We start from the raw sequence: 12,490 nt of genomic DNA, 5'->3' as shown, positions 1-12,490 counted from the left end.
ATAAACGAAAGAAACTTCAATCTAATGAATGTGAGCATATCTTAAAAACAAGACAAGAACCATTCCTATACAAATATCTATACATGCAAATTCATATAAGATAAAGGCGTATAAAAATAATAGTTTAATCACAGCAATCACAATTTAAATTGTGATGTTCGCAAGCTAAACTACGGACTTCACTAGGAAGTTTTCCTTTGTATCTTTTGTAATAAATAGAAAATTTGCTATGGGATGTGTATCCAACAGATTCAGCAATTTCCTTTATAGGTAGTTCGGTATTTAAGAGAAGAGTTTCAGCTACATTCATTCTTTTTCTTTGGGTGTATTCTGTAATGCTCTGACCGTATTTTTCTTTGAACAAATTTTTTAATTTTGTCCCACTCATTCTTGAAATCTTTTCAAGGGTTTCTTGATTTACATTCATGGCGAAATGATCATCTAAAAATCTTGCTACATCTTCAAGCGCTTTATTATCATCAATTTCAATTTTATATTTTTTCTTTTTTAAGTAGGTATCTATTACTATACTTACCCATTCATTTGCTTTGGCTTTGAAGAAAAAATCACTGAAATGGGCTTTAAAATTGAGTGGGGCTCTAATAATATAAATAAAAATGGCAGAAGAATTTATCTACTAATAGCCTACATCTTTTATCTTTGTGAGAAAAATATGATAAAAAAGATAAACAAAAAGTTATAACATTCCAGATTGGGATTACATGGAAAGATATATAGAAAACGTAAAACTAAAATGTAATATAGAAATGTATAACATTTAGAAAAAAGACGATTAGAAAAATAAAAACTAGTCGTCTTTTTTATTGTAGGAAAGGATATAAGTATGAAAAAATTAGATCAAATAAGACAAGAGTCAAAAGAGATAAAAGATAAAATAGAGGATACAGAAGAAAGATTAAGGCAACTAAAAAATCAAGAACAAAAGATATTAAAACAAGACATAGTGAAAAGAAGAAAAGAAAGAACACATAGGCTCATAACAAGAGGAGCAATCTTAGAAAGCCTTATAGAAAATGCAGAAGAACTAACAGATGAAGAAATAAAAATCCTACTAGAAGAAGCAACAAAGACAAAAGAATTTAAAGAAACACTAAAAATAATGAGAGAAAATTAGAAAAATAAAATAACCAAATCTCCCTTAGATTTCTAAGGGCGCAATTATACACCCTAAAGGGTGCTTGCGTCATGCGGAGCCAAACCCTTGCAGGGAGCAACAACCATTCGCTTTTTAAAAGTCAAGGGTAAATAAACTCGCTAAGGCTCGCCCTTGACTTTTAAAATTTGAAATGAAAGTAACAATTAAGCCGACATACTGAAACAACAAAAATTAATTCAGTAGTCGGCTTTTTCTATTCTATCATTTCAAAACGCTCATTTACAAAGTGGCTATAAAAAATCTATTAAGCCTCCACCTAAAACAACAAAAAAGAAAGGAAGTGATAAAAATGGCAGACAGTTTTCATTTTTCAGTAAACATAATATCAAGAGGAAAAGGAAAAAGTGCAGTAGCAAGTGCAGCATATATAAGTGGAGAAAAAATAAAAAATGAATGGGACGGAGTAACCCATGACTACACCAAAAAACAAGGAGTAATTAGCAAAGAAATATATTTACCAGATCACGCACCAAAAGAATATAAAGACCGAAAAACATTGTGGAACTCGGTAGAACTTTTTGAGAAAAACTCTAATGCCCAACTTGCAAGAAACTTTATCATATCATTACCAAAAGAGTTAAGCATAGAAGAAAATAAAAAGATGATAGAAGAATATATACAAACCAACTTTGTAAAAGAGGGAATGATAGTAGACCTAGCAATTCATGATGAAAGTAGAGAGGGAAATCAAAATATCCATGCTCATATAATGACCATAGTAAGACCAATAAATGAAGATGGAACATGGGGGCAAAAAAGTAAAAAAGAATATATCCTAGATGAAAAAGGAGAAAAAGTATTAAACAAAAATGGAAAACCAAAGACAAGAAAAGTAGAACTAACAACCTGGAACGATAAAGGCAATGTAGAAAAATGGAGAGAAAATTTTTCTAATCTTTGCAATGAATATCTAGCAAAAAATAAGATAGAAAAAAGAGTAGACCATAGGAGTTTTAAAAGACAAGGCATAAAACAAATACCAACAATACATCTAGGAGCAAGTGCTAGTGCAATGGAAAGAAAAGGAATAAGAACAGAAAAAGGAGATATAAATCGTGAAATAAAAAAACAGAATGAACTATTAAAAAACATAGGCAATGAAATAAAGAAAATAACATCATGGTTAGCAGGCTTCAAAGATAAGCTAAAAGAATCATACAAGGAATATAAAGACCAAAGTAAAAAGCAAATCGAAAATGAATCAGGACTCTTTAACCTCTATGAATATTTAAGCTTCTATCAAGAAATGCAAGAAAATAATAGAGCTGACTTATCATTTTATGGGAAAAGAAACAAAGCAATCTATGATCTAAAAAGATATGCAAGTGGAATAAATTATCTAAGAGAAAACAAAATAAAAACCATATCAGACCTACAAGGACATATAAATAACCTAAGAAGTAAAAACTCTGAAATATATAAGACCATAAAAGAAAACAGTCAAAAGATAGAAGACCTTAATAAGTGCTTAGCCTATGCAAAGACTGTAAGAAAAACAAAAGCAATCTACCAAGAATATGAAAGCAAGAAAATATTCAAAGAAAGCTTCTACAAGAATAACAAAAAGGAAATAGACCAACATATAAGGGCAAGAACCTTAATTGAAAAAATCACCGGAAAGAAAAGTTTAAGAGAAAAAGAATGGTTAGGAGAAATTAAAAGCTTAGAAGATGAAATCAGTAAACTAAATACAGAGTCAGAAAAGATAATGGAAAGATACAAGGAAATAAATCATATTAAATATGCAGTAGAAGTAGTGAATAAAGAATATGATATTGACCTATCAATAGAAATTGACAAGGCGATTAAGAGAGGAGAAAAAGAAAGTATCATAGAAAAGATAAAAGAGTATAAGAAAGATAGTGATAGTTTTAATAAAAAAAGACAATCCACCAAAGATTATTACAAAAATCAAGAAAGATAAGACCTGGTAAAAATATCTTATCCAAGCTATAATATGACCAAGAAAATAAAGGCAGGTCTAGGAGGTAATAGAGATGACTAAAAGGCAAGAGCTAATAGATGAACTTATAAAAGCAAATGAAGACGGAACATACAAAACCTATAAAAGCACAGAAGAAATAAAAGCGATGAACAATGAAGAAGTGCAGACTATATATTCCAACATGAAAAACTATCTATCAGACAAAAGAACACACACAAACTACTAAAGGTGGAAAAGCCGGATTTAAAAGAGATTGGTCAGGCAGAAAAACAGATAAAAGGCGTCCCCCTAAAGATGAATATATTTGTTCAACATATAACCTAGCAAAAGGGAATTTTGAAGAAAAATGTTCATCACACTATATCAGGAACGAAGTTCTTAATAAATTTGTTTTAGAGACTATTAAAGAAGTAATCGAGTATGTAAAGTTGAATGAAGAAGAATTTATAAAAAAAGTGTACTCAACCTCAAAAGAGCAAATGGCATTAGAAAAATCCATTGAACATTCAAAAAGTATATTAAAAAACTTTGAGGAAGATAGTATTAGAGCAGATAAGTTTATATCACTTGTAAAGAAATATGCTGATTTTAGCGAACTTACAACTCCAATGATAAATGAATTTGTAGATAAGATACTGGTTCACGAGGGTAAATGGGATAACTATGAAAGAACACAGGAAGTTGAAATATACCTGAACTTTATTGGCAAGTTTGAATTGCCACAAGAAGAACCTAAAGAACTTACGCAATATCAACTTGATGAACTAGAGAAGCTAAGGAAAAAGAGAGAGAAGAAGCGAGAGTATAATTACAGATATTAAAAAAAGAAAAAAGCCAGTATGGAAAAAAATTATGACTTTGTGGTCGGCGTAGTTTTAAAACTGCACCGACTATTTTATTTCATACAAATAAATATGTAAATCAGTAAATTTTCTAAAAAACATCTTACAACTATTGTTAGATAAAACTAACTGATGTATAATCAATAATATCATTATTGATAATTTGATTATTGATTATACTATTAAAATTAAAGTTTTGTAAGAATGGAGGAATGGACATGGCAAATAGAAACCATGAACTTGATAAACCAATCATTGAAGCTGCTAAAATAGAGTTTTTGCAAAATGGATTTCAGGCTGCTTCAATAGGCAATATTGCTAAAAGAGCGGGAGTTACAACGGGAGCAATCTATACAAGGTATAAAGGGAAAGATGAACTTTTTTATAGTTTGATAAAAGAATTTTTAGAAGCTATAAGTGTGAAAAGAAAAGAGAACGAATACTCGTATAGGGAATATTGCGTAGATAAAAACTTTGATCATTTTTTGCGTAGCATTCAGAAAGAAACCAAAGGATATGTAGATGTGTTATTTAAATATTATGAGGAGTGCAAACTAATACTTTGCTCAAGTAAAGGCAGTTCTGTAGAAGCAATATTTCGTGAAATGATGAATAAAAAAATTTCCATAACAAAACAATTTATAAGGGAAAATATAGACCCGAATATAAGTGAGATGAAATTAGATTTGGTAGAGCTTTTGATGAATCAACAATTTAGTGCTTTTAAATTAGTGATTGAAAAAGGATATAGCAAAGAGGAGACAATCGAGTACACAAAAATGCTCGGCGAATTTATTGGGGCGGGTTGGGAAAAGATATTTGATGAAATTATAAATAGGTATTGAATTTATGTACGATAAAGGCAAGAAGGACGAAAATATTTTAGATTTTAAAATAGATTTTTCCTATGAAGGCAAAAAGGAAAAGTCGTTAGATGATGTAATTGGCAGCATATCAAAAGGAGATTGCATAGTTCTTTGTGGCGAAAGTGGATGTGGAAAATCAACATTACTTAGGTGCTTAAACCATTTAATACCGGAGTTCTATGATGGGATATTTAATGGCTATATTTTGGTAAATAGCAACAATATAGAAAACAAGAACATTGGAGAAGTTGGAGAATTGATTTCGTCCGTTTTTCAAGATCCAAGAAGTCAATTTTTTACAATGGAAAGCGATACGGAAGTATCTTTTGGACTTGAAAATAAAGGGTTAAGCCATGAAATAATAAAAAGAAGAACAGAAGAAGCTTTTTCAAAATTTGGCTTGGAGTATTTGAAAAACAGGGAAGTATTCAAACTTTCAAGCGGAGAGCGTCAACTAATAGCGATTATGTCTGCTTGGGCAATGGATACGGATATTATTTTACTTGACGAGCCAACTGCAAACTTAGATTATTTAGCCATAGAAAAACTGAAAAATATCTTATTGCTTCTAAAAGAAGATGGAAAAACTCTAATAATCAGTGAACATAGGCTTTACTATTTGAAAGAGTTGGCTGATGAATATTGGCTGATAAAAAATGGAAGCTTTTATGAAAAGTATGATAAGGACGATTTTAAGATATTTTCTAAGGATGAATTAAATAATTTGTGTTTACGAGTTACGGATTTGAAGCAGATTGAGGTTCAGAAGAAGTGTTCTAATGTTGTCAATGATAAATTAGAGGTAAAAAATATATCCTTTGGATATAAAAAACAACATATTTTAAATGATTTGTCGTTTACAGCTTATTTGGGAGAAGTGACTTGCTTGATTGGCAAAAATGGTTCAGGCAAAACCACCTTAGGAAAATGTATATGTGGACTATTGAAACCACAAAAGGGAAGAGTTTTTCTAAAGGAAAAAGAATTGAGCCACAGACAGCTATCGCAGGATAGCCTCTTTATTATGCAAGAAGCTGAATTTCAATTTTTTACAAATTCTGTATTATCTGAACTAAAGTACGGTGTAAATCGAAGCAAATATGATGAGATAGAAGCTCTACTTAAAAAGTTTGATATGTGGAAATATCGTGATAGGCATCCATTTTCTCTTTCAGGTGGGCAAATGCAAAAATTAACATTAATGATGGCGTATCTTTCGGATAAAAGTGTGGTTATTTTAGATGAGCCAACCTCAGGAATGGACAAAAGAAGTTTAGATACTGTAGTGGGATTGATAAACGATATGAAAAAGAAAAAAATCGTGATAACAATTAGCCATGACTTAGAATTTATTTCATCAGTTGCGGATAAATGTTTGGAACTTGATGATGGAACGATACAAAGGATTTGTGAAGTAAAAGAGAATAGAGATATTGAAAGCATTAAAAGTATATTTGAAAAAGATTTAGAACATCAACCCCCGGCAAAAAGAGAAAAAAATCTTTTAGATCCGAGAACAAATATTTTGTTTTGGCTTCTTTGTATGGTTGCAGTAGGAATCGACAATAAAAGTTTGATTTTTGAATGCAATTTATTAGCTCTCGTTTTTTCTCTTGCAAATAGAAGATATAAGACTTTAGGAATTACTTCTATCATTATAGGACTTATTTACGGTCTTGAAATCATATATCCGAATGAAATTACAATATTTACGGCAAATTTGTTTCCTAGATTTATTTTAATATTTCTACTATTTCCTATTATTCTTGGAGGTAGAGGGACAACAAATATGCTTGTGGGACTTAGAAAAATAAGAATACCTGAGAAGTTATTATTGATTCTTGCAGTTTCTTTCAGGTTTTTCCCGGTGCTAAGGAATGATTTTAAATTACTTAGACAGGTGCTTAGAAATAGAGGAAGTTGCAAGCATAAAAATATAATAAAAGAAAAAATAGATTATCTTGAGGCTCTGATTGTATCACTCATTTTTCGAGTGATAAGAATAGGGGAAACTTTATCAGCTTCAGCAGAAACAAGAGGAATTGCTTTAAATCATAAAAAATCATCTTATGTTACTTTACAGTTCAATTTATGCGATTACATATTGATGATTGGAATGATAGTAATTTTGATGATAAATATTTTATAAAAATAGGAGGACTTAATCATGAACAAAAACAAATTGAAAGCGAAAGATATCATTACAGTTACTTTATTATCATTGTGTAACATTTTGATATTTTCGATTGGAACATTCATGTATGCAACACCAATTACCATACTCTTAACACCGGTGCTTTACTCATTATTACAGGGTATTGTTTTCTATGTTATCGGAGTGAAAGTGAAAAAAAGAGGAGCGTTTTTTATATATTCCCTTATTCAAGGAGTGATAGCATTCTATCCACCATATATTTTGATGTTTGTAATTTCAGGATTGATAGCAGAGTTTTTATTATATAAAAAAGGTTATGGTAATTTAAAAGTTATTGGAGTCAGCTATGTTATTCAGCAAACTTTGGCTTCAATTGGAAGTGTAATTTATCCATATACAATAGCCTTGAATAAAACTATAGGAGCCATGAAACAAAAGGAGTTAGCTTCAAATATTATAGCGGCAGGCAAAATGATTTCTTCTTGGGGAACGCTGATTTTACTTGCCTTAGTTATAGTTTCAGCAATCGCAGGAGCTTATATAGGTAGCAAGGTCGTAAGGAAACATATTTTAGAAAAAGAAGCTAATGCATAGGGTGAAGTCATGAAAAAAGAGAAAGAACCAAACTTTTTTAAAGAAATGGATTCGTTTATAAAGCCATACAAAAAAAGATATATTTTATCTGTTATGCTAAGTATGCTTTCTGTTCTATGCGAACTGTTATCCTACGCTTTTGTTGGAATTTTAGCGGGATATATCTTCAAAGGATTTCATGGAAACAACATGATATATGTCTTGATTTTCACTATAATCTGCAAAATATCAGGGGTGCTGCTTTCAAATATTTCAACACTTATATCTCATAAAGCAGCATACTTAACGCTAAAGGACTTAAGATATGCAATTTGTGATAAATTTGTTAGATTGCCGATGGGATATTTTGATATGAATCCTAGTGGAACATTAAAAACGATATTGGTAGATAGGGTGGAAGATATAGAAAAAACATTAGCACATCTACTTCCTGAGATGACTGCAAATTTATTGATACCTATTGCCATGATTGTTTGGATGCTTGCAGTTAATATTAAGCTTACCGGGATTATATTTCTTTGGGTTATATTTGGACTATCAATCGGAATGCTTATGATGATTGGATATAAGAAAAAATATGAGGGACAAGTACAGGCACAAAAGAATATGAATCAAGCGGTTATAGAGTATGTCAAGGGGATTGATGTAATTAAAACTTTCAATATGGAAGATAGCTCCTATGCTAAATATAAAAATGCAGTCATACGCCATGCGGAGTATGCTATAAACTGGATGAAAAGCTCACAGATTTATGCGTCTCTTTCCTATAGCATAGCTCCTGTATCTATATTTCCAACAATTGTTGTGGGATTGATATTTTTTAATAATGGGTTTCTTACTGAGCAAAGTTTATTTTTGTTTATGATGATTTCTCTTGGAATATTTAAACCGATTGTTAAAGCATCCAGTTATGTTGACCAATTGGCACAGATGGGAACTGTTACTAAGGAAATAAAAGGAATCTTAGATTATCCGGAACTTAAGAGAAGTGAGAATTCTAATTTAAAAGAAAAAATGACATACGACATAGCGTTTGAAAATTTACAATTTTCTTATGATGGTACAAAAAATGATGTTGATGATGTGAATTTAACCATTAAAGAAAAAACTATGACTGCAATTATTGGTACTTCAGGTTCAGGAAAATCAACTCTAATGAAACTTTTAGCCGGATTTTGGGATTTTGAGAAAGGAAACATAAAAATAGGTGGTATAGGGGTAAAAGACCTTTCAATGAATGATCTGAATACTCTTATATCCTATGTGGATCAAAATACATTTTTATTTGATGATACTATTTTGGAAAATATTAGAATAGGTAAAAAAGATGCAACGAATGATGAGGTGATAGAAGCTGCTAAAAGAGCCGGTTGTCATGATTTTATTCTAACTTTGCCTGATGGATATGACACCATCGCAGGGGATAGGTTATCCGGTGGAGAAAAGCAAAGAATAGCTATTGCCAGAGCAATTCTAAAAAATGCTCCAATTATCATATTAGATGAAGCAACTGCAAGTACAGATATTGAAAATGAAGAAAAAATTCAAGGAGCGTTACTGGAATTTACCAAAGGAAAAACACTAATTGTTATTACACATAAAATTAAAACTGTCATAAATGCAGATAAGATCATATATATGGAAAATGGGAAAATCATTTGCGATGGAAAACATGAAGAACTTATTAAGTCGTGTTCTGCGTATAAGCATTTATATGAAATAGCAAATTGATTGGAGGTGAGAATATGTTTGAAGCTATAAAAAGTGTATGGAACTTTAGTAAGAAAAGGCAAGGCAGTTTAGTCAAAATTTTAATTCTATCATTTATAGAAGGCATATTCGTTATGCTGAAAATGATAGCAATAATTTTAGCGGTAAACGCCATGTTTAATAGTAATTTAATGGACAATTATATTTATAAGGTAATGATACTCGGAATTGTATGTATCATCGGAGTATTTGGTCTTGGTTATTTCACACAACTGGGTTCTGTATCCGTTGGATTTGAGATGGCGAAAGATAAAAGGTTATATTTTGGCTCATTATTTAAAAAACTCTATTTAGGGTTCTTTAGCAAAAATTCAGTAGGAAATATAAACTCAACACTGACTACATCTATTTCAACTGTAGAACAAGTCGCACCAATCATTTTAATTCATGTGATAGGTGGAATTTTATCTGCTATATCAATAGTTTTAGGATTTGCTTACTATGAATGGCAAGTTTCCGTTGTAATATTTGCAGGCATATTAACATATTTGTTTGTAGTTAATTATCAAATGAAAATTTCAAGAAGCGAAGCTCCCAAAAGACAATTAGCACAAACAAAATTAACGGAAAGTGCTATTGAATTTATACAGGGAATAAGCGTAATTAAGGCTTTTGGTATGGGAGAAAAAGATGAAAGAGTAAAAAAAGATATAGATGGTAGTTGTGTTAATAATATAAATTTATCCGAAAAATCTATTCCCTCAAGCATAGGTGCCGGTCTTACGATACAACTGTTTGAAATTATGATTATTAGCTATGCGTTTTTTATGTGGAATAGTGGAGAAATTTCTCCTCAAAAAGCCATCAATTTATTGATTATGAGCTTTGTAATATTCCAGTCTGTAAGTCAAGCAGGTTCTATTCTTTCTATGATTGGGCTTTTAGATAGTTCACTAAAGGATATAAGCAGTATGGAAAATGCTGAAGAAATAAAGGTATTATCACCTATTCAAAATATAAAATCCAATGAAATAGAATTTAAAAACGTGAGTTTTTCTTACGGAAAAGGAGAAGCTTTAAAGGGAATATCAGTAGCTCTTAAACCGAACACACTTACAGCGATTATCGGACCTTCAGGTTCAGGAAAAACAACGTTTTGCAAGCTTATACCGAGATTTTATGATGTAAGCGAAGGAGAAATTCTGATTGGTGGAGCAAAAATAACAAATATCTCCACCGAAGAATTGATGAAAAATATAAGTATGGTATTTCAAAATGTGTATTTGTTTGAAGATACAATTATGAATAATATTCGTTTGGCAAAGCCAAATGCCAGTGATGAGGATATTATATCCGCTGCAAAAAAAGCGCGCTGTCATGACTTTATAAAAAGCTTGCAAAAAGGATACGAAACTAAAATTGGCGAAGCGGGTAGCACTTTATCCGGCGGAGAAAAACAAAGAATAGCGATAGCTAGAGCAATACTCAAAGATGCTCCCATTGTGATTTTAGATGAATTTACCAGTGCTTTAGATGTAGAAAATGAACGCCATATTTTGCAAGCCATCGATAATTTAGTACAGAATAAAACAGTTATTATGATTGCACACAGGTTAGAAACTGTTAGGAAAGCAGATAACATCATAGTTTTAGATAAAGGGGAAATAGCACAAGAAGGAACGCATAATGAGCTTATAACTCAAGATGGGATATATAAATCATTCATTTCAATAAGAGAGCGAGCAAATAAATGGAGTTTTAAGTAAATACATCTATTTTGATGTTTGACTAAATAGATGAGTATTTAATGGGAGATGACGATGTTTTTTGATAATAAAAGTTTTTGAAAGTAACTTTTAACACAAAAATTAAATAATTCAATAACAATAAGAGTTAATTTGATTGTTATTTTCGGAGGACTTTTTACGCCAAAGTGGAGAAGTCCTCCTTTTTTATTCTCAGAAAACCATGATGTCATACGCAATAAAGGCAGCAAAAGAATCCATAAATCTTGAAAAAGAAATAAGAAAAAAGGTGAATAATATTTAGAAAAAGCAAATGGAATATGATTTTAAATAAGCCATAGCCAAGGTAAATAAAAAAGAAAAAGAAAGTATCATAGAAAAGATAAAAGAGTATAAGCAAGACAGTGATAGTTTTAATAAAAAAAGACAAATGAATAAAGACTATTACAAAAATCAAGAAAGATAAGACCTGGTAAAAATATCTTATCCAAGCTATAATATGACCAAGAAAATAAAGGCAGATCTAGGAGATAATATAGATGAATAAAAGGCAAGAGCTAATAGACGAACTCATAAAAGCAGACGAAGATGGAACATACAAAACATATAAAAGCACAGAAGAAATAAAAGCAATGAACAATGAAGAAATACAGATTATATATTCCAACATGAAAAACTATCTATCAGACAAAAGAACACACACAAACTACTAAAGGTGGAAAAGCATTGTAAGCTATTTTAAAGTATAAAAGGTGCAAATACCTAAGAAAGATATAAAAACATCAAAATAAAGCATTCCACCACCAAGAACAATAAAATAAAGACAAGCAAAGGGAAGTATAGAAAAATTAAAGCCTATACTTCCCTTTTTTAATTCAAACAAAGGAGAGAAAACATGATAAACGAGGAAATAAGCAAAGAAGCAGGTCAAGCAGCACAAACCATAATAACATACACAATAAAGGCAGCAAAAGAATCAATCAACTTAGACAAAGAAATAAGAAAAAAGATGAATGATACTTTAGAAAAAGCAAATGGAAACCTCAAAAGTCTTATGGGACGAGAAACAAAACTAAAAGACCTCTATAAAAAAGGACAACTAGAAAACATAAGCATAGATCAAAGCGACCTCAAAGACTTAAAAAAAGAACTAAACAAACTTGGAGTAAGTTTCTCAGTAATGAAAAATAAAGAAAGCAAAAATTATGAAGTATTCTTCCAAGCCAAAGACATAAAAGTAATGGAATATGCCTTTAAACAAGTCATAGCCAAGGAAAATAAAAAAGAAAAAGAAAGTATCCTAAAACAAATAAAGAAATACAAAGACCTATCCAATAAAAAGGATAAGACAAAAGAAAAAGTCAAAAGAAAAGTAAAAGAAAAAGTAAAACCAAACAAAAAAGATATGACCAGAGAAATCTAAGGGAGTAACAAAAAGTTACACCCTTAAATAACC

At 30.7% G+C, this 12,490-nt stretch carries 11 protein-coding genes and 3 pseudogenes; 13 read left to right on the top strand and 1 reads right to left on the bottom strand.

Annotation, left to right across the window (positions count from 1 at the left end; all coding sequences use genetic code 11):
- Positions 1-124: 124 nt before the first annotated feature.
- A pseudogene (locus tag BN7444_RS09055) lies at positions 125-580 on the bottom strand (helix-turn-helix domain-containing protein); the annotation flags it as partial.
- Between the two features lie 264 nt (positions 581-844).
- Between BN7444_RS09055 and BN7444_RS02350 the strand changes: the two are divergent.
- The 13 genes and pseudogenes from BN7444_RS02350 to BN7444_RS02310 all read left to right on the top strand — a co-directional run bounded on the left by BN7444_RS02350 (position 845) and on the right by BN7444_RS02310 (position 12,457).
- Positions 845-1,135, top strand: coding sequence for a DUF3847 domain-containing protein (locus BN7444_RS02350; protein ID WP_068455240.1), 291 nt, complete (start codon positions 845-847; stop codon positions 1,133-1,135).
- A gap of 331 nt (positions 1,136-1,466) precedes the next feature.
- The gene (gene mobQ / locus BN7444_RS02345) at positions 1,467-3,101 is read left to right on the top strand and encodes a MobQ family relaxase (RefSeq protein ID WP_068455238.1); all 1,635 of its coding nucleotides are present in this window, start codon (positions 1,467-1,469) and stop codon (positions 3,099-3,101) included.
- A 73-nt stretch (positions 3,102-3,174) separates the two neighbouring features.
- Positions 3,175-3,348: a hypothetical protein gene (locus BN7444_RS09325; RefSeq protein WP_167627191.1), complete on the top strand. Its 174-nt coding sequence runs from the start codon at positions 3,175-3,177 to the stop codon at positions 3,346-3,348.
- Positions 3,314-3,517 (top strand): annotated as a pseudogene (locus BN7444_RS09550) (hypothetical protein); the annotation flags it as partial. The gene BN7444_RS09325 and the pseudogene BN7444_RS09550, both read left to right, overlap by 35 nt.
- Positions 3,518-3,550: 33 nt before the next feature.
- Positions 3,551-3,943 carry a DUF4368 domain-containing protein gene (locus tag BN7444_RS02340; RefSeq protein ID WP_068455235.1) on the top strand — a complete coding sequence of 131 codons (393 nt, stop codon included), beginning with the start codon at positions 3,551-3,553 and terminating at the stop codon, positions 3,941-3,943.
- 239 nt (positions 3,944-4,182) lie between these two features.
- Positions 4,183-4,809, top strand: a complete 627-nt coding sequence (locus BN7444_RS02335) for a TetR/AcrR family transcriptional regulator (RefSeq protein WP_068455232.1) — start codon at positions 4,183-4,185, stop codon at positions 4,807-4,809.
- A gap of 4 nt (positions 4,810-4,813) precedes the next feature.
- Positions 4,814-6,979: an ATP-binding cassette domain-containing protein gene (locus tag BN7444_RS02330; protein ID WP_068455228.1), complete on the top strand. Its 2,166-nt coding sequence runs from the start codon at positions 4,814-4,816 to the stop codon at positions 6,977-6,979.
- Positions 6,980-6,997: 18 nt separating this feature from the next.
- On the top strand, positions 6,998-7,579 hold the full coding sequence (locus tag BN7444_RS02325) for an MptD family putative ECF transporter S component (RefSeq protein ID WP_068455225.1): 582 nt from the start codon (positions 6,998-7,000) through the stop codon (positions 7,577-7,579).
- 9 nt (positions 7,580-7,588) lie between these two features.
- Positions 7,589-9,310: an ABC transporter ATP-binding protein gene (locus BN7444_RS02320; RefSeq protein ID WP_068455222.1), complete on the top strand. Its 1,722-nt coding sequence runs from the start codon at positions 7,589-7,591 to the stop codon at positions 9,308-9,310.
- Between the two features lie 14 nt (positions 9,311-9,324).
- Complete coding sequence (locus BN7444_RS02315; RefSeq protein ID WP_068455219.1) at positions 9,325-11,055, top strand: ABC transporter ATP-binding protein; 1,731 nt, start codon at positions 9,325-9,327, stop codon at positions 11,053-11,055.
- 202 nt (positions 11,056-11,257) lie between these two features.
- Positions 11,258-11,352: pseudogene (locus BN7444_RS09635) on the top strand (PcfB family protein); the annotation flags it as partial.
- 221 nt (positions 11,353-11,573) lie between these two features.
- On the top strand, positions 11,574-11,747 hold the full coding sequence (locus BN7444_RS09320) for a hypothetical protein (RefSeq protein WP_167627190.1): 174 nt from the start codon (positions 11,574-11,576) through the stop codon (positions 11,745-11,747).
- 182 nt (positions 11,748-11,929) lie between these two features.
- The gene (locus BN7444_RS02310) at positions 11,930-12,457 is read left to right on the top strand and encodes a PcfB family protein (RefSeq protein WP_068455216.1); all 528 of its coding nucleotides are present in this window, start codon (positions 11,930-11,932) and stop codon (positions 12,455-12,457) included.
- The last annotated feature ends 33 nt before the right edge of the window (positions 12,458-12,490 follow it).

Source organism: Peptoniphilus pacaensis (genome assembly GCF_900088125.1).
Taxonomy (GTDB): Bacteria; Bacillota; Clostridia; order Tissierellales; family Peptoniphilaceae; genus Aedoeadaptatus; species Aedoeadaptatus pacaensis.
Note: the sequence above shows the minus strand (reverse complement) of the source record. Positions and strands in the feature narration are given on the sequence as shown.